Origin of the sequence: Myxococcus sp. RHSTA-1-4, from assembly GCF_020037125.1 — a bacterium.
In the GTDB taxonomy this organism is placed as follows: Bacteria; Myxococcota; Myxococcia; order Myxococcales; family Myxococcaceae; genus Myxococcus.
Window position 1 is genome coordinate 235,404 of the sequence record NZ_JAIQDG010000007.1, and the last position, 21,276, is coordinate 256,679.

Consider the following 21,276-nt stretch of genomic DNA (forward strand, 5'->3'; position numbering starts at 1 on the left):
GTGGCGGACACGCCTCCTCCCGCGCCGCCCCCGGCTCCCGCCCCCGAGCGCCGGGGCTGGCGCTCCCACCCGCTGGCGAAGCGGCTGCCGTTGCTGCTGCTGGCGGCGCTCGGCTTCTGGCTGTGGCAGACCTCGGGCACCCCCGAGCGCGAGCTGCGGCTCCAGTTCGATGGGGCGGGGTGGAGCGCCGCCCGTGCCCTGGACCTCCAGGTGCTGGACGAGGAGGGGAAGGTGCTCAAGCGCGAGGAGCGCTTCTTCTCCTCGGGGCCTCCGCCGGAGGTGACGTTCCAGGTGGACCTGCCCGAGGGCGTCTGGCGCGCGCGGCTCTTCGTGAAGCTGGAAGGGCGTGAAGACAGGGTGCGGCTGGACGAGTCGTTGTCTGTGGGAGAGGACCGCTACATCGTCCGTCAGCTCCGGTTGCCTCCCTCCGGTCGTTGACCGCCCCGGACGCGTGGGCTAAGGGCGCCCGCACGCCGTTCACATACCGACCGAGGGGTACGCGAAGACCATGGCAACGGAGCACATCGTCGTCGTCGGGGCTGGGCAGATGGGCGCGGGCATCGCGCAGGTGGCACTGCAGGCGGGCCTGCGCGTCACGCTGGCGGACGTCTCCAAGGAGGGCCTCGCCAAGGGCGCGGACCGCATCCGCGGCGGCCTGAAGAAGCTGGTGGAGAAGGGCAAGCTGGACGAGGCGAAGCGCGCCGCCGCCGAGGCCAACCTCGTCACCCTCACGGACGTCAAGGAGGCGAAGGACGTCGACTTCGCCGTCGAGGCCGTGACGGAGAACGAGGACCTCAAGCGCCGCATCTTCCAGGACCTGGACGCCGTGGTGCGCCCGGGCGGCATCCTCGCCACCAACACCTCGTCCATTCCCATCACCCGTATCGCCGCGTCCACGAAGCGCCCCGAGTCCGTCATCGGCATGCACTTCATGAACCCGGTGCCGGTGATGCAGCTCGTGGAGCTGATCCGCGGCGCCGCCACGTCCGACGAGACGTACGCCACCACGCGCGCCCTGGCCGAGAAGATGGGCAAGACGACCGTGGTGTCCAAGGACTACCCGGGCTTCATCGTCAACCGCATCCTCATCCCCATGCTCAACGAGGCCTGCTTCGCGCTGATGGAGGGCCTGGGCACGGTGGAGGACATCGACACCGCGATGAAGCTGGGCACCAACCAGCCCATGGGCCCGCTGCAGCTCGCGGACTTCATCGGCCTGGACACCGTGCTCTACATCGCCGAGGTGCTGCACAAGGGCCTGGGTGACTCGAAGTACCGCCCCAGCCCGCTGCTGCGCCAGTACGTGGACGCCGGCTGGTACGGCAAGAAGAGCGGCCGCGGCTTCTACAAGTACTAGGACACGAGGAGCCCCGAACATGGCCTACGAGAACATCCGGCTGGAGCAGGAGGGCGCCGTCGCGACCCTCTTCATCGACCGTCCCAAGGCGCTCAACGCGCTCAACAGCAAGACGCTGCAGGAGATGGAGGCGGCGCTCAAGTCCATCGGCCAGGACGTGCGCGTCCTCATCGTCACCGGCGGCGGTGAGAAGGCCTTCGTCGCCGGCGCGGACATCGCGGAGATGGCGGCGCTGACCGAGACGCAGGCCCAGGAGTTCGGGGCGCTCGGCCACCGCGTCATGGCCATGCTGGAGGAGCTGCCCATCCCCACCATCGCGGCCGTCAACGGCTTCGCGCTGGGCGGCGGGTGCGAGCTGGCCCTGGCCTGCGACATCATCTACGCGTCCGAGAAGGCGAAGCTCGGTCTGCCCGAGGTGGGCCTGGGCGTCATCCCCGGCTTCGGCGGCACCCAGCGTCTCACCCGCGCGGTGGGCCGCGCCCGCGCCAAGGAGCTCATCTTCACCGGTGAGCGCATCGACGCCGCCAAGGCCAAGGAGATCGGCCTGGTGCTGGAGGTGCTCGCCCCCGAGGCGCTGCTCCCGCACTGCCGCGACGTGGCCGCGAAGATGCTCAAGAACGGCCCGCTCGCCATCGCCAAGGCCAAGCGCGTCATCGAGGCCGGTGCCGACCAGGACCTGCGCGTCGCCAACGAGATGGAGCGCAAGACGTTCGGCGAGCTGTTTGGCTCGGCGGACCAGCGCGAGGGCATGAAGGCCTTCCTGGAGAAGCGCCCGGCCACCTTCACCGGCAAGTGACGTGCGGCGCGCGCTCGCGGCCGGGGGACTGCTGATCTGCCTCCTGGCCGCGGCTCCCTCCCGGGCCTCGGAAGGTGAGGGTGACGGGGACGGGCGGGCTCCCGCGCTCGTCTCCTGGAAGCGCACGCTCTGCCTGTACACCGGCTGCTTCCTGGAGCCGCTCGTCCCGGATGTCCGCTACGAGTGGGGGCCCGGCTCCCGCGAGCATTGGGTGCTGTCCTGGCCCATCCACCCCTGGGCCTCGCCGCCGCTGGACGTGCCCGGCCCCACGTTGGTGCTCTCGCCCTTCGTGGAGCCGCAGCTCCGCCGGAAGCCCTCGGCCTTCCGGCTGCTCGCCGGGGCCCGGGTGTATGCCTTCCCCGACACACTCCGCATCGGAGTGCTCGCCGAGGGAGCGGGCCTGTGGGGACGGGACGGCTCGGGTGGAATGGCCGGGGTGGGGCTGTCGTACGACCTCATCGAGCGCCACCGGCACACCGTGCCCTGGACGCTGTCCCTCGTCGCGCGGCGGGTCTGGACGGGGGAGGGCGGCCGGACGGACGTCACCTTCGACGTCACCGTGCCCCTCAACATGTTCCTGGGCTCACCCTTGGATTCCGAGGTATCAGGCAGTCGGTCGTCCTCTAATCGGACCACCAACCCGCGCTTGAGGCCCGGCGCTAGCTCTTCGCTGTTCCCGAGGGGAAACCCTCATACTATGTAGGCCTTTCTCTTTTCCTCCCCGCTGTTGAGGAGTCTCATGAACTTCGAGCTGACCGACGTCCAGCGCGAGATCCAGCGGATGACCCGCGAGTTCGCCGCCAAGGAGCTGATCCCCAACGCCCGCAAGTGGGATGAACACCACGCGTGGCCGACGGACGCGGTGAAGAAGCTCGCGGAGCTCTCCCTGCTGGGCGTGGCCGTCCCCGAGAACTATGGCGGCGCCGGGCTGGACAACGTCTGTTACGCCATCGCCATGGAGGAGATCAGCCGCGGCTGTGCCTCCACCGGCGTCATCATGAGCGTGAACAACTCGCTCTACTGCGACCCGGTGATGAAGTTCGGCACCGAGGAGCAGAAGGAGCAGTTCCTCACGCCGTTCGCCCGTGGCGAGAAGCTCGGCTGCTTCGGCCTCACCGAGCCCGAGGCCGGCAGCGACGCCGCCGCCCAGAAGACCGTCGCGGTGCGCCGCGGTGACGAGTTCGTCATCAACGGCTCCAAGAACTGGATCACCAACGGGCCGAAGGCGGACGCCATCGTCCTGTTCACCATGACGAACAAGGAGAAGGGCAACAAGGGCATCACCGCCTTCCTCGTGCCCACCAACACCCCCGGCTTCATCCGCGCCGAGCCCGACAAGAAGATGGGCATCAGCGCCGCCTGGTCCTGCTCCATGTTCTTCGAGGACATGCGCGTGCCGGCGAAGTACATGCTGGGCAAGGAGGGCGACGGCTTCAAGATCGCCATGAGCACGCTGGACGGCGGCCGCATCGGCATCGCGTCGCAGGCGCTGGGCATCGCCCGCGCGGCGTACGAGGAGGCGGTGCGCTACTCCGGTGAGCGCAAGTCCTTCGGCAAGCCCATCCGCGAGCACCAGGCCATCCAGTTCATGATCGCCGACATGGCCACGGAGATCGACGCGGCCCGGCTGCTGGTGTGGCGCGCCGCGCTGCTCAAGGACAAGGGCGTGCGCCACAGCGCGGAGAGCGCCATGGCCAAGCTGTACGCCAGCGAGATGGCCAGCCGCGTGGCCAACAAGGCCCTCCAGGTGCACGGCGGCATGGGCTACAGCAAGGAGATGGACGCCGAGCGCCACGTGCGCGACGCGCGCATCACCGAGATCTACGAGGGGACGAGCGAGATTCAGCGCATCGTCATCTCGGCCAACGTCCTGAAGGAGTAGTCGTGATGAAGCGGGCTTTTCTCTCCGTGGTCGTTCTCTCCTCGGCGGTGGCGCTCGCGCAGGGCGCTCCGGCGAAGAAGCCCTCCGGCGGGAAGCCCGCCCAGGCGACGGCCCCCGCGAAGAGCGAGGGGCCGGACGTCGAGCGCCTTCCGTTCACCCCGGACTCCATCCGCCAGGTGGTCACGTACAACCAGCCTCGTATCCAGGAGTGCTACGAGGACCACATGGCGGAGAAGGACCAGAAGGTGGAGGGGCGGCTGATGACGTCCTTCACCATCGACGCCAACGGGCTGGTGAAGGACGCGAAGGTGGTGAAGAAGTCGAGCACGCTGAAGGACCCGGGCCTGCACGACTGCGTGGTGGCGGTGCTGTCGTCCATGACGTTCCCCAAGCCGCCGGACGGCGTGGACCGCCCCATCGAGTACCCGTTCAACCTCAAGGCCATCGAGTAGGAAGACCGCCGTGAACCTCGAGCTGACCGAGACCCAGACGCTGATCCGCGACACCGCCCGCAAGTTCGCGCGCGAGCGCGTGGCCCCGCTGGCCCGCACGCTGGACCGCGAGGAGCGCTTCCCCACGGAGCTCTACAAGGAGATGGGCGAGCTGGGGCTGCTCGGGGTGAACATCCCGGCGAAGTACGGCGGCTCGGAGGCGGGCGTCGTCGCCTACTCGCTGGCGATGATGGAGATGGCGGCGGCGGACGCGTCCACGTCGGTGACGATGGCCGTGACGAACATGTGCGCGGAGCTGATCAACGCGTTCGGCACGGAGGCGCAGCGCGAGAAGTACGTGACGCGGCTGGCCTCCGGCGAGGCGGTGGCGGGCTCCTTCGCGCTGTCCGAGCCGCACGCCGGCTCCGACCCGGGCGCGATGAACACCACCGCGGTGCGGCGCGGGGACACGTACGTCCTCAATGGCAGCAAGCAGTGGATTACGTCCGGTGCGTACGCCGGGGTGATGGTGGTGTGGGCGCGCACGGCTCCGACGGGGAACAAGGGCCTGTCCTGCTTCATCGTGGAGGGCGGGACGAAGGGCCTCATCATCGGCAAGCACGAGGACAAGATGGGGCTGCGCTCCTCGAACACGGTGCCGCTGACGTTCGAGGACTGTGAGATTCCGGCGGAGAACCTCCTGGGCCAGGAAGGGCAGGGCTTCCGGCTGGCGATGACGGCGCTGGACGGCGGGCGCATCGGCATTGCGTCGCAGGCGTGCGGCGTGGGCCGGGCGGCGCTGGAGGCCGCCGTGGCGTACTCGAAGGACCGCAAGGCGTTCGGTCAGGCCATTGGCGAGTTCCAGGCCCCGCGCTTCATGATGGCGGACATGAAGACGCAGCTCGATGCGGCGGAGCTGCTGACGCTGCGCGCGGCGTACATGAAGGAGCAGGGCCAGCCCTTCTCCCGCGAGGCCTCCATGGCGAAGCTGTTCGCCAGCGAGATGAGCAACAAGGTGGCCGACAAGGCCGTGCAGCTCCACGGCGGCTACGGCTACATCGACGAGTTCCCCGTCGAGCGGTACTTCCGCGACGCCCGCGTGCAGACCATCTACGAGGGCACCAGCGAGGTGCAGCGGATGGTGATTGCCCGCGAGACGTTCAAGCTGCTGGGGTAGGCAGCTCGTGGACCATGAAGGCGCGTATTTCAAGGTATGCTTAAAATACGCGTCTTAAGGATTTCGTAAGATATCCTGGGTTGAATCCCCTCCCCACTGCCCCCGGCGGGGCAGGGGAGGATTCACAATGCACGAGCATGACGATGGTGGCCTGCAACAGGACCTGAAGCTCATCCACGCGTCCATGGAGCGCAGGACGCTCCTTCGCCTCGCCCTGGGCGCGAGCCTGGTGCCTCTCGTGGGCTGCGGCGGCGAGGATTCCGCGGAGGCCCTGGGGCTCACGCCGAGCGCTGGCACCTGCACCACGATTCCGACGGAGACGGCGGGACCGTATCCGGGAGACGGCTCCAACGGCCCCAACGTGCTCACCCAGACGGGCATCGTCCGGAGTGACATCCGCTCGAGCGTGGGCTCCGCCACGGGGACCGCGGCGGGGATTCCGCTGACCGTCACCCTCACGCTCATCAACTCCGCGGGCAACTGTGAGCCGCTCGCCGGGTACGCCATCTACCTGTGGCATTGCGACCGCGAGGGCCGCTACTCGCTCTACTCCTCCGGGGTGACGAACCAGAACTACCTGCGCGGGGTGCAGGCGACGAACGCCCAGGGGCAGGTGACGTTCACGACCATCTTCCCCGGCTGCTACTCGGGGCGCTGGCCGCACATCCACTTCGAGGTCTACCCGAGCCTCGCGTCCGCGACGACGGCGGCGAACAAGGTGGCCACCTCCCAGCTCGCCCTTCCCAAGGCCTCTTGCGACGCGGTGTACGCCACCACCGGGTATTCGCAGAGCGTCACCAACCTGTCGAGAATCAGCCTGTCCACGGACAACGTGTTCCGCGATGGCTGGACGTCCCAGCTCGCGAACGTCACGGGCAACACCACCAGCGGCTACGTGGCGACCCTCACGGTCGCCATCGCCGTCACCCGATAGCCCTGGGGGGCAGCGGTGCGCACGCGCTCACCGCCGCCCCCAACAGTCAGCGCAGCGGCAGGTCCAGCCAGGAGGGAGCGCCGAGCGACAGCGGCGCGCCGGTGGAGTTGGCGTCCAGGTAGAGCGGGTCCTCCGTGTCGACGACGAGCGCGAGCCGGTGCCACGCCGGGACGTCGTAGGCCGTGGCGGGGAACACCACGTCCAGGTCCAGCGGCGCGCCGGGCGTGGCGCCGTGCCAGCTCAGGGGCACGTGGGTGATGAGCCCGCCGGAGTCGCCGAAGACGTCATACAGGTAGGCGACGACAGTCCCGGAGGCCGTGGACGGGGTGATGCGCAGGCGCAGGGTGGCCACGCCACGGATGGCGATGGGGCTCGACGCGTAGGCCGAGGTCCAGACTCCGGCGCTGAGGCGGTTGACCCCCGGCAGCCAGACGGTGGGAGGAATGCCGGTCAGCGCCTGGAGCCCGTTGGTCAGCAGCGCCACACCCGCGTCGGCGGTGGTGTCGTAGCCCGCCCAGACGGTCCTCGCGCCACTGGTGGAGGGCGTGCCGCCCAGGGTGCCGGTGCCGTCCAGCAGGCGGATGGCGCCCAGCCCGTAGCGCTGCGTGCCCGAGGAGACGTCGGCCCAGGACGTGTAGCCCTCCACGTCGCCGTCGTAGGTGCGAAGCACCACGGGAGGCTCGCTGGCGATGCCGGTGTTCACGCCCGCGACGTACTGGTCCATCCAGCGCGTCACGCTGGTCCACACGTGGTTCGGCAGGCCCAGCAGCCCGGTGGCCTCCACGACGGCGTGGTCACCCGGGGCGAGCTCCAGGCGGCGGGGCCCCGTGAGCTGGCTGTAGAAGTCCGTGAGCTGGTTGGGCGGGAAGAGGCTGTCTCCGTAGGCATTGGCCATCAGGATGGCGGGCGCGTTCGCGTTGATGCGGTCGACGTAGGTGGCCGCCGAGCGCACCCGGCCCCAGGCCTTGATGCCCTCGATGTCGCGGTTGGCGAAGTAGTTGTCGACGGCCGTCCGCAGCTCGGGGCTCGGCCTGCCCAGCAGCCGCGACGCGAGGTCCAGCAGGGCCACCGCCTGCGGCCGCCGGGTCTCCCCGCCGAACAGCGAGGCCACCAGGTCCGTCCAGCCGGAGAGCGCGGCGACCGCCTTCACGCGCGAGTCGAACCCCGAGGCGATGAGCGAGATGCCGGCGCCATACGAGACACCCGCGAGCCCGATGCGCGAGCCGTCCGCCTGGGTGTTCGCGAGCAGCCAGTCGATGACGCGCGAGGTGTCCGCGATGTCCGCCGGGCCCGCCGTGTCGATGCCGCCACCGGAGGCCCAGAAGCCTCGCGGCGTGTAGGAGAGGACGACGTAGCCCCGCTGCGCCAGCGCGCCGGCCTGGGCCAGGTACTCCAGGTCGTTGAGGCCCCAGCTCGAGATGAAGACGATGGCCGGGTGCGGGCCCGGCGCCGTCGGCGAGATGTAGTTGGCCTTGAGCACGGTGCCGTCGCCGGCGGTGATGTCGACGAACCGGAAGCCCGTGGTCGGCACCCCGGCCAGCACGGCACTCGCGGCCGTGGCCCGGACGGGAAGGGCTGACCCGGCGAGCGGGACGAGCAATGCGACAAGGAGGGACGACAGACGGAGGACTCGTGAGGGGAAGCGCTGCACCATGGCCACCTCGGGGGACGGCGAGCAGGAAGCGCGCGTACCGTAGCGGCTCATTGATTCTTGAATCAATGGAAGGGCATGAAATCCGTTGAAGTCGGGTGATTCTGGACCCGGGCGGGCACCTGTCGAGCAGGCTCGAAGCAGGGCCGCACAACCCAGCGGAAGCCCGTGTGGTGGAGGACAGGGGAAAAGGGGGAGGGGCCCGCGGCCGCCGACGTTCGGGAACAGTCCACCCCCCCGGGCGCACCTCCCCCGTGACATACGCCGGTCACCGGACTCGCGGGCCTCCACCCAGAGGCGGAACGGAGCCGGGGGAAAATTGTCGCATTCGGCTGGATTTCTCCCCTCCGGGTGAAGGGGCTCCCCGGGCCGCTGACGGGTGGAATGGAAGTTCCATTCCGCCAGCCCCCTCACCGGGCGGGCCTCCGTCGAGTCCAGGTCGGGATTTGAAGGGAGGGCTGCGCGCGGGCAGACCCGTTCTTACCTAGGTGTTGGGTCCATCCGGCCGGGCCTCGTGCCCGTCCGCCTGGGGTCCTACCGGGCGGATGAGGTGCGGCGGGCTTGACAGGGCCGATGTAGGGTATCCACCCAACATCAGAAGGAGCACGTGCTGGCTTGACTCCCGGAATCTCCGGTGTCTAGGGTGCGCGGCTTCCAAAAATTTCTGGTCCTCATGACGAGGACGAACGTCACGGCCCGTTGCTCCCCGCAGGCCGCAGCGTACACCCACAATCAGGGGGCAGCTGTACCGTTTCAAAGGACTTCCTCTACATGCAGCAGAACGTGAACCAGCAGGTCGGGATGGACGCAGGCGACGAGGATTTCGCCGCACTGTTCGAGGCCTCGCTCAAGGAGCGCGGTGGTGACGGCATCCTGAAGGAAGGGGAGATCGTCAAGGGCACCGTGGTCCAGGTGACGAAGGACTTCGCGATTGTCGACATCGGCTACAAGTCCGAGGGACAGGTCCCGATCTCCGAGTTCACCAATCCTCGCGGTGAGGTCTCGGTCAAGGCCGGCGACCCCGTCGAGGTGCTCCTGGAGAGCCGCGAGAACGACACCGGCATGGTCGTCCTCTCCAAGGAGAAGGCCGACAAGATGCGCATCTGGGACGAGATCAGCGCCGCCTGTGAGCGCGACGAGATCGTCAAGGGCACCATCGTCGGCCGCGTCAAGGGAGGCCTCTCCGTCGACATCGGCGTGAAGGCGTTCCTCCCTGGCTCCCAGGTCGACATCCGCCCCGTGCGGAACCTGGACCAGTACATCTCGAAGGAATTCGAGTTCAAGGTCATCAAGTTCAACAAGAAGCGCGGCAACATCGTGCTTTCGCGCCGGGTGCTCCTCGAGAAGCAGCGCGAGGAGATGAAGAAGGAGACCCTCAAGAACCTCAAGGAGGGTGCGGTCCTCAAGGGCGTGGTCAAGAACCTCACCGACTACGGCGCCTTCATCGACCTCGGCGGTATCGACGGCCTGCTCCACATCACGGACATGTCCTGGGGCCGCATCGGTCACCCCAGCGAGATGTTCAACGTGGGTGACGAGGTCCGCGTCGTCGTCCTCAAGTTCGACCCGACGCAGGAGCGCGTCAGCCTGGGCCTCAAGCAGATCCAGGAGGACCCGTGGCACCGCGCCGACGAGAAGTACCCGGTCGGCACCCGCGTGCGCGGCAAGGTGGTCAGCATCACGGACTACGGCGCGTTCATCGAGATCGAGCAGGGCGTCGAGGGCCTCGTGCACGTGTCCGAGATGTCCTGGACCAAGCGCCTCAAGCACCCGTCCAAGATCCTGGAGGTCGGCCAGGAGGTGGAGGCCGTCGTCCTGGACATCGATCCGAAGGCCAAGCGCATCGCGCTCGGCATGAAGCAGATCGAGCAGAACCCCTGGACGCTGCTCGAGGACAAGTACCCGATCGGCTCCGTCATCAAGGGCCAGATCCGCAACGTCACCGACTTCGGCGTGTTCGTCGGCGTCGAGGAGGGCGTGGACGGCCTGGTGCACGTGTCCGACATCTCGTGGACGCAGCGCATCAAGCACCCGGGCGAGATGTTCAAGAAGGGCGACGAGGTCGAGGCGGTGGTGCTCAACATCGACGTCGAGAACGAGCGCTTCAGCCTGGGCATCAAGCAGCTCCAGCCGGACCCCTGGGAGACGCTGTCCGAGCGCCTGCCGGTGGGCAGCCGCGTGAAGGGCAAGGTCACCAAGGTCACCGACTTCGGCGCGTTCGTGGAGATCGAGCCGGGCATCGAGGGCCTCGTCCACGTCTCCGAGCTGAAGGAGGAGCGTGTCGAGAACCCGCGTGACGTGGTGAACGAGGGCCAGGAGGTCGAGGTCAAGATCATCGACATCAACACGCCGGACCGGAAGGTGGCGCTGTCGATGAAGGCCCTGATCGGCGAGGGCGAGGACTACCGCGAGTACCTCCGCAAGCAGGCGGAAGGCTCGAAGGCGCGCCTCGGCGACGTGATGGCGAGCAAGCTGAAGAAGTAATCGCTTCAGCAGCACGCGCCTCACGGCGAGACGGCCGGGTTCCCGAGAGGGGGCCCGGCCGTTGCCGTATCCGGGGAGACGCAAGGTGCTTGCGCGGTGCCTCACTCCGTGAGGGGGCCTTTGACTTCCCACGGGTGGTGCGGTTAGTCATCACCCCGCGCATATCCGGGGCCGGGGCGCGAGGGAACGAACCGTATGTACACCCGTCCTGTGTCCCTGGCCTCCGCCCGTTCCGGGCGCTCTCTTCTCGTCCTCTCCCTGACGCTCGCGCTCACAGCCTGTTCGGGGGGCGATGAGCCGCCGCCCGAGCCCGTGGCTCCAGGCGCGGCCCGTCTTGAGGTCGACGGCACGCACGCCGAGCCTGGCGAGGAACTGGTGTTCCGCTGCGCCGCCGATGACCCCCAGGGCGGCCCGCTCACCTATCAGTTCGACTTCGGGGACGGCGAGGGCGTGACGCACTTCCTCGACGCGGTCCCCAGCGGGGCCACCTTCGAACTGGGCCAGGTCTTCTTCCAGGCGGGGGCCTTCCAGGCCCGCTGCCGCGCCGTGGATGCGGAGGGGCATGAGGGGCCCTGGTCCGTGGCGGCGAGCTACTCCATCCGGCCCCCCCTTCCGGGCGAGGGCCGGAGCGAGGTCCTGGTCGAGGTGTTCGGCCGCGGCAGGGTGACGACCACGCCCGCGCGGCTCGACTGCCCGGGCAACTGCCGTGGCTGGTTCGACACTGGAAGCCAGCTCACCTTGACCCCGACGCCCGAGGAGGGCTGGCGCTTCGTCGGCTGGTGGGGCGTGGGCTGTGAGGGACGTGAGGGGCCCTACACCTTCACGCTCGCCTCCATCGAGGTCTGCACCGCGCGGTTCGCCCCGGAGCTGGAGTCCTCCTCCGACGCATGGCGGCGAGTGGGGGCGCGCCTGCCCGAGTCGCCTGTCTGGAGCCACGATGGCACGCGGCTCGCCGCGCTCGACAGTCCCGGTACCGGGGGAAACCGGCTGCGCATCTGGGACGCGGAGACCGGGCGCGCGATGAGGGTGATCAGCGCCTGGCCCCACCTGTTCCATTCGGTGGCCTGGAGCCCCCGTGGAGACGTCGTGGCCGTGGGTCGCTCGGGGGGAGGTATCGCGCTACTGGACCCGTCGACGGGGCGCACCCTGCGGGAGTGGAAGGCCCACACCGGCAATGTGCGCGTGCTGGAGTGGAGCCCGGATGGGCAACGGCTCGCCAGCGCGGATGACCTCGAATCCTCCGTGCGCCTGTGGAACGCCGGTACCGGGGCTTCGACCGGGACATTCCTGTCGACGGTGAGCAAGCCACGGAGGTTGGCGTGGAGCCCCGACGGGAGCCGGATTTCGGTGGGGGTGGGTATCCCGCTCTCCTCCTCGCAGTGGTGGGTGGAGCTCCACGACGTCTCCCTCGCACGGCGTGACGCGCTGCTGACGGAGGTGGCGGGCTTCGCGTGGAGCCCCGACGGCAAGCGCTACGTCGTGGGTGGCACGCGCGAGGTGCGCGTGTACGCGACGGCGACCCATCAGCTCCAGGCAACGTGGAGCGGCTCCTGGGGCACGGCCTGGGTCCTCGATTGGAGCCCGGACGGCCGATGGCTCGGGGTGGGGGACATGGCCGGAAGCCTCGCCGTGCTGGAGGCGGATACCGGCGCCGTGGTGGGGCAGGCCCGCCAGGAAGACCCTTCCGGCCTCGGCGCGCGGCGCTATCACGCGCTTCGCTTCCACCCCTCGAGGCCGGCGCTCGCCGCCGTGCAGGCGTTGCCCGCCGCGGTCGACGTGCTCACGGTGGACGCGGTGACCCGGGGACTGCTCCTGCGTGAGCTGCTGCCCCATGATTACGAAGTGGACGCGGTGGCCTGGAACCCGTCGGGAGACCGGCTGGCTTCCGGAGGCAGGGAGGGCCTCATCCGCCTCTGGGACCGCCAGGGCTCGCCGGTGCGCACGCTGGCGGGGCACGGTGGCAAGGCCATCCGCGCGCTGGCCTGGGACGGTGGCGGCACCCGGCTCGCCAGTGGCGGCGTTGATGGTCAGGCCTGTGTGTGGCGCGTGGAGGACGGCACGCTCGTCCGTGCGCCCATCCAGCTCGCCACGGGACAGGAGCCCCTGCCCATCGAGGTCCGCGGCGTCGCGCTGAGCCCGGATGGCCGGCGGCTGGCGACCCTCTCGGGATTCAATCCGGCGTCCAGCACCACCTCGACGGTGCGGGTCTGGGACGTGGACTCGGGGGGCGAGGTGTTCCGCTTCCCGGAGCGGAACCGAGCGGTGCGGGCCCTGACATGGACCCCGGATGGCCGGTACGTCGTGGCGGTGGGCTCCGATAGCCGCTGGGAGCTCTGGGACAGCCAGACCGGGGAGCTGCGCATCGTGGAGTCCGGCGTGGATGCCCAGCCGCTGACCGCGGCCCTCAGTCCGGATGGGACTCGGCTGGCCATCGGGCACCGGCCTGGCCTGTCCGTCCACGAGCTTCTCACCGGGAAGGTGCTCGAAGAGACGCGTGGCGGGCTCGATCCGTACACGCTCACCTGGAGCCCGGATGGCCGACTCATCGCTGGAGGCGGGGTGGGCGGCCTCGTTTTCACCTGGGCCGTGAATGCCGGCCTTGCGTTGGCGGTGGTCGGTTTCCACGACGGCGACGTGAACGCCGTCTCGTGGCGCGCGGACGGGCAGAGCCTCACCACCGGCGGCTCCGACGCGGCGCTGAGCACCTGGCGCCTGACTCCCTGAGATTCTTCGCGCTCGCGAGGGACCATCCGACCGGTCGGGCGGGGGGCTGGCCTTCCGGGCCATCTCCAGGCCCTCTGTATTCAAGGGCTTATGGCACCTAGCGCGGCGCGACGCGGTCAGTGGACGCTCCCGTCCGGAGGCCGAGCGAGGACGCTTGAACTCCGGGGAACGCCCGGTGATAAGGACCCCCATCGTTGTTACCGAAGGTCATTCGCTCATCCTCAACGGAGGCAGTTTTCATGGCTCGTGAAGTCGTCATCGTGGGCGCGGCCCGTACTCCCATCGGCTCCTTTCAGGGCTCGCTGTCCAAGGTGACGGCGCCCCAGCTCGGCGCGACGGCGATCAAGGCGGCGCTGGAGCGCGCGGGCGTGAAGCCGGAGGCCGTGCAGGAGATCATCATGGGCTGCGTGCTGCAGGCCGGCGTGGGCCAGGCGCCCGCCCGCCAGGCGGCCATCTTCGCCGGCCTCCCGGAGACCGTTCCCGCCACCACGCTGAACAAGGTGTGCGGCTCCGGCCTGAAGGCGGTCATCGCCGGCGCCCAGGCCATTGCCCTGGGTGACGCGGACGTCGTCGTCGCCGGCGGCATGGAGTCCATGAGCAACGCGCCCTACCTCAGCCACACCATGCGCGGCGGCGCCCGCATGGGGAACGTGGAGTTCAAGGACGCGCTGATCCACGACGGCCTCTGGGACGTGTACGGCAACGTCCACATGGGCAACTGCGCCGAGGAGTGCTCCACGTCGCAGAACATCAGCCGCGCCCAGCAGGACGAGTACGCGCTGGAGTCCACCCGCCGCGCCATCCAGGCCCAGAAGGAGGGCCTGTTCACCGCGGAGATCACCCCGGTGCACATCCCCGGCAAGAAGCCGGAGGACATCGTCACGGTGGTGGAGGACGAGGGTCCCCGCAACGCGAAGCCGGACAAGATTCCGGGCCTGAAGCCCGTCTTCAAGAAGGACGGCACGGTGACGGCCGCCAACGCGTCCTCCATCAACGACGGCGCCGCGGCGCTGGTGCTGATGAGCGAGGAGCGCGCCAAGGCGGAGGGCCGCACCATCCTCGGCCGGATCACCGGCTATGACCAGGCGGCGCGCAAGCCGGTGGAGTTCACCATCGCCCCGGCGGACGCCATCAACAAGCTGCTGAAGAAGAAGAACCTCTCCGCGGGTGACGTGGACCTGTGGGAGATCAACGAGGCGTTCGCGGTGGTGGCCATCGCCAACAACCGCCTCCTCGGGCTGGACGCGTCGAAGGTGAACGTGCGTGGTGGCGCGGTGTGCCTGGGCCACCCGATTGGCGCCTCCGGCGCCCGCGTGCTGGTGACGCTGCTGCACACGATGAAGGACCTGGGCAAGAAGCGCGGCGTCGCGTCGCTGTGCATCGGCGGCGGCGAGGGCATCGCGCTGATGGTGGAGCGGTAATCACCCTCTCCCCACGGGGAGGGGGGCGGGGTGGGGGCCTTCCCGGGCCTTCACCCCGTTTCCATATCGGGAGGGCGGATGAACAAGGTCTACGCGAACGCGGACGAGGCGGTCGCCGACATCCCGGATGGCTGCACGCTCATGAGCGGCGGCTTCGGGCTGTGCGGCAACCCTGAGAACCTCATCGAGGCGCTTCACCGGAAGGGCGTGAAGAACCTCACCATCATCTCCAACAACTGCGGCACCACCGAGCTGGGCCTGGGCATCCTGCTCCAGAACAAGCAGGTGAAGAGGATGGTGTCCAGCTACGTGGGAGAGAACAAGGAGTTCGAGCGGCAGTTCCTCTCCGGCGAGCTGGAGGTGGAGCTGAACCCGCAGGGCACCCTGGCCGAGCGCATCCGCGCCGGTGGCTGCGGCATCGGCGGCTTCTTCACCCCCACGGGCGCCGGGACGCAGGTGGCCGAGGGCAAGGAGACGCGGATGATCGACGGCCGGCTCCACGTGCTGGAGACGCCGCTGAAGGCGGACTTCGCCATCATCCACGCGTGGAAGGCGGACACCTGGGGCAACCTGGTGTTCAACAAGACCGCGCGGAACTTCTCTCCGATGATGTGCATGGCCGCCAAGACGACCATCGTCGAGGCGGAGCACATCGTGCAGCCCGGGGAGATCGACCCGGACCAGGTGCACATCCCCAGCATCTTCGTGCACCGCATCGTCCAGGCGAAGAACCTCCAGAAGTGGATCGAGCGGCGCACCGTCCGCAAGCAGGCGTGAGGAGCCCATGCCACTGACTCGTGAACAGATCGCGATGCGCATCGCCCAGGAGCTGCGGGACGGCTACTACGTCAACCTGGGCATCGGCATCCCCACCCTGGTCCCCAACTACATCCCGGCCGGCGTGGAGGTGGTGCTCCAGTCGGAGAACGGCCTGCTGGGCATCGGGCCCTATCCCCTCGCGGGGCAGGAGGACCCGGACCTCATCAACGCGGGCAAGGAGACGGTGACGACGGTGAAGGGTGCCGCGTTCTTCGACTCCGCGCTGTCCTTCGGGATGATTCGCGGCGGCCACATCGACATGGCCGTGCTCGGCGCCATGGAGGTGAGCGAGGAGGGCGACCTGGCCAACTGGATGATCCCCGGGAAGATGGTGAAGGGGATGGGCGGCGCCATGGACCTCGCGGTGGGTGCCAAGCGCATCTACGTGGCCATGGAGCACGCCAACAAGGATGGCCAGCCGAAGATCCTCAAGAAGTGCTCGCTGCCGCTGACGGGCCTGAAGTGCGTGCAGCACATCGTCACGGACCACGCGTACATCGACGTGACGCCCGAGGGGCTGGTGCTGCGCGAGCTGGCCCCCGGGGTGACGGTGGAGCTGGTGCAGAAGCTGACGGAGCCGAAGCTGAAGGTGGCTCCGGACGTGCGCGAGATGAAATTCTGAGCGCACGCGGCTAGGGTGTGCCCTCGCGGGCGCTGTTGATGGTCCGCGGGGGAGCCCCCATCCATGGCTGACACTCCGGAGAAGCAGGGCCCGAGCGACCGCGCACCCCGCGTGGAGTATGAGCTGCCCGTGGCCTACAGCAGCGTGTCCGGCTTCGTGACGGACTGGGCCGTCAACCTGTCGCGCGGCGGCCTCTACATCAACACCGACAAGCCGCTGCCGGTGGACACGGTGGTGCGGCTGCTGGTGACGCTGCCCGGAGCGCACTTCCCGGTGGAGCTGAAGGGCCGGGTGACTCGCACCAATGCGCTCGGCACGCCCGTGGCGAACCAGTCCCCGGGGATGGCCGTGGAGTTCCTGGACGTTGATGACGAGAAGCGGTCGCGCATCGGGGAATTCGTGGAGCGCCTGCGCGCGGAGTTCCCCCCGGAAGAGCCGGTCGCGATGACCCGGAAGTAGGGGCGGCTGCCTGGGGCGCCGCCCGTCGAGCCCCTGAATGCAGCCGCTACCCGAGACTCCTGTTCAACTGACCATCGAGCGCCTGGGCCAGCTCGGCGAGGGCGTGGCCTCCTGGCTGGGGCGCACCGTCTTCATCCCGGGCGCCTTCCCCGGCGACACCGTGCGCGTGCACCTGGAGGCCCAGGGCCGCGTCCTGCGTGGGCTGCTGCGGCAGGTGGTGGCTCCAGGCCCGGACCGGCGTCCGGAGAAGTGCCCCTCGGCCGGCGAGTGCGGCGGCTGTGACTGGCTGGGGCTGTCCGAGCCCGCCCAGCGCGCCGCGAAGCAGGAGATCGTCCTCTCCACCCTGGAGCACCTGGGCCACCTGCCGAGGGAGTCCTTCACGGTACGCCCGCTGCTGGTGGCACCCCGGGATTGGGGCTACCGGCGCCGCGCGGTGCTGCACCCGACGGGCAAGGGGACGCTGGGGTACTTCGGGCGGCGCAGCCACGAGCGCGTCCCCGTGTCCGAGTGTGGCGCGCTGACGCCCGTGCTGGCGGCGCTGCCCGGGAAGCTGGCGCCGCTGCTCAAGCCGCTGGCGAAGGACACCGAGGAGGTGCTCCTGCTGGCGGAAGGGGACAAGGCGGCCTTCGCGGTGAACCTGAACGGGCCGGTGACGGCGCGGCACGTGGAGGCGGCGGAGGCCGCGGTGCGCTCGCTGCGGCTGGAGGGCGCGGTGCTGGTGCCGAAGGAGGGCTCACCGCGCGTGCTGGGGAAGCCGGCGCTGCGCTCGTACTCGCCGCTGCGGCCGGAGGTGCCGCTGTACCTGCGGCCGGATGCGTTCGCCCAGGCACACGCGGAGGCCAACGTCGGGCTCGTCACGGCGGCCGTGTACGAGCTGGGCGCGCGGGACGGTGACTCCGTGCTGGAGCTGTACTCGGGGAATGGGAACTTCACCTTTCCCCTGGCAGCGGGCGCGGCGTCCGTGCTGGGCGTGGAGTCGTCGCCGGTGGGCGTGGAGCTGGCGCAGCGGAGTGCTCGCGAGGGTGGAGTGGCCAACGTGCGCTTCATCCAGGGCGACGCGCGCAAGGCGTGCGACGGGCTGGTGGCCGAGGGGCGGAAGTTCGACGTGTGCCTGGCGGACCCGCCGCGCACGGGGGCCCCGGGACTGGCGAAGTGGATGACGGCCCTGGGCGTGCGCCGGGTGGTGTACGTGGCGTGCGACCCGGCCTCGCTGGCCCGCGACGCGGCGGGGCTGGTGGAGGCGGGCTACAAGCCCCTGGCCTTGCAGGTGGTGGACATGTTCCCCCAGACGCACCACGTGGAGGCCGTCATGTCCTTCGAGCGCATGGCCGAGGGGGAGGGGAAGCGCTGATGGACGCCCGCATCGTCGAGTTCGCCGAAGTGCTCCGTCAGAACGGCGTGCGCGTCAGCACGTCCGAGGTCCAGGACGCCCTGCGCGCCACCGCCGAGGTGGGGCTGAAGGACCGGGGCCTGTTCCGCTCCGTGCTTCGCACCACCCTGGTGAAGCGCGAGCTGGACGTGGACACCTTCAACCGCGCGTTCGATTTCTACTTCTCCGGCGCGGCGAAGACGTTCGAGGCCATCGACAAGTCGCTGGCGGACCAGCTCAAGGAAGAGGGGTACCTGGAGGGCGACCTGCTGAAGATGGTCATCATCCAGATGAATCAGCTCCTGCCGGAGATGTCGCCGCTGGCCCAGGCCATCCTCGAAGGGGACCGGGCGAAGCTGGCGCAGATCTTCCGGATGGCCTCGCTCCAGCTCGACCTGTCGCAGCTGGAGAGCCCGTTGCAGGCGGGTTTCTTCTCGCGGCGCATGCTGGCGGCGGCGGGCATGGACAAGGCCCGTTCGGACATGAAGTCCCTGGAGGACGAGCTGCGCTCCCGGGGGCTCAATCCGGAGGGCGTGGAGATCGTCTCGCGCCACGTGGCGGACGCGATGCGGAAGATTGAGGACGCCGCGCGCCAGGAGGTGAAGCGCCAGGCCGAGGCCCGCATCCGCCGCCGCACGGACACGGTGCAGGACAAGCCGCTGCACCTGCTCACCCAGGCGGAGGTGGACCAGATGGAGTCCGCCGTCCGCACGCTGGCGGAGAAGCTGCGCAGCCGGATGATTCGCAAGCAGCGCTCGTACCGCCGGGGCGCCCTCAACGTGCGCCGCACCCTGCGCCGGAACATGCCGTGGGGTGGGGTGCCCATGGTGCCGCAGTTCCGCCGCCGCCGGCCCGAGCGCCCGGAGCTGGTGGTGCTGTGTGACGTGTCCGACTCGGTGCGGAACGCGTCGCGGATGATGATGCTGTTCATGCACACGATGCAGTCACTGTTCGTGCGTGTGCGCTCCTTCGTCTTCGTGTCCGACGTGGGCGAGGTGACGCGGTACTTCAAGGACCTGGACGTGGACGAGGCCATCGACATGGCCACGGCGGGGAAGACGGTCTCCCTGAGCGCGAACTCGAACTACGGCCGCGCGCTGGCGGACTTCACCCGAGACCACCTGGGCAGCATCACCCGGCGCACCACGGTGATGATCATTGGCGACGGGCGGAACAACTACAACGCGAACAACGCGTGGGCGCTGAAGGACCTGCGCCGCAAGGCCAAGCGCCTGCTGTGGATCTGCCCCGAGGAGCGCGGCAACTGGGGCATCGGCGACAGCGAGATGCTCACCTACGAGAAGCACTGCCACCAGGCCGTGGTCGTCAACTCCGTGTCGGACCTGGCGCGCATCGCGGATCAGCTCGTGCCGGTGTGAGGTGGGGAAGTGGCCCGACTCGGCGCTCAGTGGAGACGACGGGTCGGATTCGTCGCCGTCCTGTGGACCTGCTGGGGACTGGGCGGTTGTGCGCATGGGCGCAATCCCGTCACCGGACGGATCACCCCTGCGCATTTCCGGTTCAGGACGGTTGTCGCGGTAGACAGCAGGTCGATGCCTGATGGGTGGAGAGCTGTCTGCATCAGCGCACGGATTACCGAAGGCGACTCAGGCGCCACGGATGTCTGCAAGTTCGAGGTGGGTCTGCCGCTGCGCAATGGGCCACAGGGAGATATCTCCCTGAATGAAGCACGGTGGATATCCGCAGAGATGGCGAACCGTGCTGCGCACGATGTCCTGGCTGAAGCTCGGCCAGGGGAGATGATCGCCGTGCACTGCATCCATTTCAAAAGCCGCTACGAGCGAATCCTCAAGGAGGAGATTGCCGGCGCCCGGGTGTCGGAGTGTCGCACCCGCGGAATCGAGATCGCACATTTCGACATTCCCGTGGACCCCAAGCGATGACTGGTCTGACTCAAGAGGAACTCGTTCGCTGTGCTCAACAGTACTACCCACGCGGGTTTCCACCGGAGGAGGATGACGCAAGCGAGTCCATCCCTGCCCATCAGCGCACGCCCGAGCACCAACGCTTCATGGCCGCATGGGAGAGGGCACTCGATTGGAAGGAGTGGGGGCTGTTCGTGGGGCAGCTCCGGACAGCCTTTCCGGAGCACTCCGTCGGTGGTGGGACACAGCCGTTCGTTTCCGCCTGCCTGCGCTGCCAGCTCTTCAAGACGGAGCCTCAGCCCGACGGGAACAGGCGAGTCACCCGCTGGGCCGTAGCTGTCAGCGTCCTGGCCCCGCTCTACCTCGTCTACGTGACGACGCAGCTCTGGCTTCCCAATCGCCGCTTTTCACGCCCCATGTTGTTCCTGGAGCCACGGAGCGAGGACAAGCCCTTGGCCGATGTGTTGGGACGCGAGGTCGAACGCATGACCGACTGCCGTCCGTTTCCGTTGGAGCTCGCGAAGGTACCCCTGGAGGGCCTCCGTATCGGGCAGCTCAACTACCTCAGCTCGGATCCGCCACCGACACTCCTTGACGCCTTCTTTACGGACGACCTCGCCAACCTGCCTTGAGGCCAGCCTCGGCTGTCTGGGCGGCACATCCCCGCCGCTACGCGCTACAACCGCCCCTCCGAGGCTGTTAGAAGCGAGAGAAAATCCCATGGCACCCTCCCTCTTTGACGACGCGGGCTACCAGGACATCCCCAACTTCGAGCGCTCCACCCAGTTGGACGCCGCCGACGACCGCACCCTCCGCATGGCGTACCTGCCGGTGGACGGGCCCCTGCTCGACACCCTGGTCCGCTACCAGCGCACCTACCTCGCCCACGCCGAGGCGGGGCAGGGGGCGGAGGCACTCGTCCGCGCCCACAACGAGGCCCTGACGGTCTCCGGGCTGGACTCCAAGAAGGCGGAGCAGGGCACCGCCATCCTTCGCGCCTTCAGCGGACGGCGCTGGGCCACCCAGAAGCTCCAGGACAAGCTCCGCCAGCTCGAGGGCCAGACGGGGCCCCAGGTGGAGGAGCTGCGCGAGAAGATCCGCGAGGAACTGACGAAGCAGGAGTCCGCCACCGAGGCCCTGGCCCGGAAGTACGGGGCGGACACCCTGGCCCTCCTGCGCGCCCGAGAGGCGGAGCTGGTGGACCTCCACACCCGCCTGACGCGGCTGCTCAGCCGGGGATGAGCCGGGCCGTCCGTCGGGTTGC

At 68.9% G+C, this 21,276-nt stretch carries 20 protein-coding genes; 19 read left to right on the forward strand and 1 reads right to left on the reverse strand.

All coding sequences use genetic code 11. The features are described 5' to 3' along the window. From K8638_RS13000 to K8638_RS13035, 8 genes are all read left to right on the forward strand, one after another. Positions 1 to 438, forward strand: a complete 438-nt coding sequence (locus tag K8638_RS13000; protein ID WP_223754809.1) for a hypothetical protein — start codon at positions 1 to 3, stop codon at positions 436 to 438. Between the two features lie 70 nt (positions 439 to 508). Continuing rightward, positions 509 to 1,357 carry a 3-hydroxyacyl-CoA dehydrogenase family protein gene (locus K8638_RS13005; RefSeq protein WP_223754810.1) on the forward strand — a complete coding sequence of 283 codons (849 nt, stop codon included), beginning with the start codon at positions 509 to 511 and terminating at the stop codon, positions 1,355 to 1,357. A 19-nt stretch (positions 1,358 to 1,376) separates the two neighbouring features. Then, positions 1,377 to 2,153 (forward strand): enoyl-CoA hydratase-related protein, encoded by a 777-nt coding sequence (locus K8638_RS13010; protein WP_223754811.1) that lies wholly within the window; start codon positions 1,377 to 1,379, stop codon positions 2,151 to 2,153. A gap of 1 nt (position 2,154) precedes the next feature. Continuing rightward, complete coding sequence (locus tag K8638_RS13015) at positions 2,155 to 2,856, forward strand: hypothetical protein (RefSeq protein ID WP_223754812.1); 702 nt, start codon at positions 2,155 to 2,157, stop codon at positions 2,854 to 2,856. Between the two features lie 36 nt (positions 2,857 to 2,892). Next, positions 2,893 to 4,035 carry an acyl-CoA dehydrogenase gene (locus K8638_RS13020; protein WP_223754813.1) on the forward strand — a complete coding sequence of 381 codons (1,143 nt, stop codon included), beginning with the start codon at positions 2,893 to 2,895 and terminating at the stop codon, positions 4,033 to 4,035. Positions 4,036 to 4,040: 5 nt separating this feature from the next. Then, positions 4,041 to 4,487 carry an AgmX/PglI C-terminal domain-containing protein gene (locus K8638_RS13025; RefSeq protein WP_223754814.1) on the forward strand — a complete coding sequence of 149 codons (447 nt, stop codon included), beginning with the start codon at positions 4,041 to 4,043 and terminating at the stop codon, positions 4,485 to 4,487. Positions 4,488 to 4,497: 10 nt separating this feature from the next. After that, complete coding sequence (locus K8638_RS13030) at positions 4,498 to 5,643, forward strand: acyl-CoA dehydrogenase family protein (RefSeq protein WP_223754815.1); 1,146 nt, start codon at positions 4,498 to 4,500, stop codon at positions 5,641 to 5,643. A 127-nt stretch (positions 5,644 to 5,770) separates the two neighbouring features. After that, positions 5,771 to 6,577 carry an intradiol ring-cleavage dioxygenase gene (locus K8638_RS13035; protein ID WP_223754816.1) on the forward strand — a complete coding sequence of 269 codons (807 nt, stop codon included), beginning with the start codon at positions 5,771 to 5,773 and terminating at the stop codon, positions 6,575 to 6,577. A 46-nt stretch (positions 6,578 to 6,623) separates the two neighbouring features. Here K8638_RS13035 and K8638_RS13040 read toward each other — a convergent pair whose 3' ends face one another. Next, the gene (locus K8638_RS13040) at positions 6,624 to 8,282 is read right to left on the reverse strand and encodes a CocE/NonD family hydrolase (RefSeq protein WP_223754817.1); all 1,659 of its coding nucleotides are present in this window, start codon (positions 8,280 to 8,282) and stop codon (positions 6,624 to 6,626) included. 717 nt (positions 8,283 to 8,999) lie between these two features. Between K8638_RS13040 and K8638_RS13045 the strand changes: the two genes are divergently transcribed. The 11 genes from K8638_RS13045 to K8638_RS13095 all read left to right on the forward strand — a co-directional run bounded on the left by K8638_RS13045 (position 9,000) and on the right by K8638_RS13095 (position 21,254). Further along, positions 9,000 to 10,712: a 30S ribosomal protein S1 gene (locus K8638_RS13045; protein WP_223754818.1), complete on the forward strand. Its 1,713-nt coding sequence runs from the start codon at positions 9,000 to 9,002 to the stop codon at positions 10,710 to 10,712. Between the two features lie 312 nt (positions 10,713 to 11,024). Continuing rightward, positions 11,025 to 13,436: a WD40 repeat domain-containing protein gene (locus tag K8638_RS13050; protein WP_223754819.1), complete on the forward strand. Its 2,412-nt coding sequence runs from the start codon at positions 11,025 to 11,027 to the stop codon at positions 13,434 to 13,436. 239 nt (positions 13,437 to 13,675) lie between these two features. Continuing rightward, positions 13,676 to 14,857: an acetyl-CoA C-acetyltransferase gene (locus K8638_RS13055; protein ID WP_223754820.1), complete on the forward strand. Its 1,182-nt coding sequence runs from the start codon at positions 13,676 to 13,678 to the stop codon at positions 14,855 to 14,857. Between the two features lie 78 nt (positions 14,858 to 14,935). Then, complete coding sequence (locus tag K8638_RS13060) at positions 14,936 to 15,634, forward strand: CoA transferase subunit A (RefSeq protein ID WP_223754821.1); 699 nt, start codon at positions 14,936 to 14,938, stop codon at positions 15,632 to 15,634. Between the two features lie 7 nt (positions 15,635 to 15,641). After that, entirely contained in the window at positions 15,642 to 16,298 is a 657-nt protein-coding gene (locus K8638_RS13065) for a CoA transferase subunit B (protein ID WP_223754822.1), read from the forward strand. Between the two features lie 63 nt (positions 16,299 to 16,361). After that, positions 16,362 to 16,757 carry a TIGR02266 family protein gene (locus K8638_RS13070; protein ID WP_223754823.1) on the forward strand — a complete coding sequence of 132 codons (396 nt, stop codon included), beginning with the start codon at positions 16,362 to 16,364 and terminating at the stop codon, positions 16,755 to 16,757. Between the two features lie 37 nt (positions 16,758 to 16,794). After that, positions 16,795 to 18,108 (forward strand): class I SAM-dependent RNA methyltransferase, encoded by a 1,314-nt coding sequence (locus K8638_RS13075; protein ID WP_223754824.1) that lies wholly within the window; start codon positions 16,795 to 16,797, stop codon positions 18,106 to 18,108. Next, a complete protein-coding gene (locus tag K8638_RS13080; protein WP_223754825.1) occupies positions 18,108 to 19,505 on the forward strand; it encodes a VWA domain-containing protein in 1,398 nt (465 codons plus the stop codon). Before K8638_RS13075 ends, K8638_RS13080 begins: the two co-directional genes overlap by 1 nt. A 330-nt stretch (positions 19,506 to 19,835) precedes the next feature. Next, positions 19,836 to 20,030, forward strand: coding sequence for a hypothetical protein (locus tag K8638_RS13085; RefSeq protein WP_223754826.1), 195 nt, complete (start codon positions 19,836 to 19,838; stop codon positions 20,028 to 20,030). Between the two features lie 128 nt (positions 20,031 to 20,158). Further along, a complete protein-coding gene (locus K8638_RS13090; RefSeq protein WP_223754827.1) occupies positions 20,159 to 20,644 on the forward strand; it encodes a hypothetical protein in 486 nt (161 codons plus the stop codon). A gap of 88 nt (positions 20,645 to 20,732) precedes the next feature. After that, positions 20,733 to 21,254 (forward strand): hypothetical protein, encoded by a 522-nt coding sequence (locus tag K8638_RS13095; RefSeq protein ID WP_223754828.1) that lies wholly within the window; start codon positions 20,733 to 20,735, stop codon positions 21,252 to 21,254. The last annotated feature ends 22 nt before the right edge of the window (positions 21,255 to 21,276 follow it).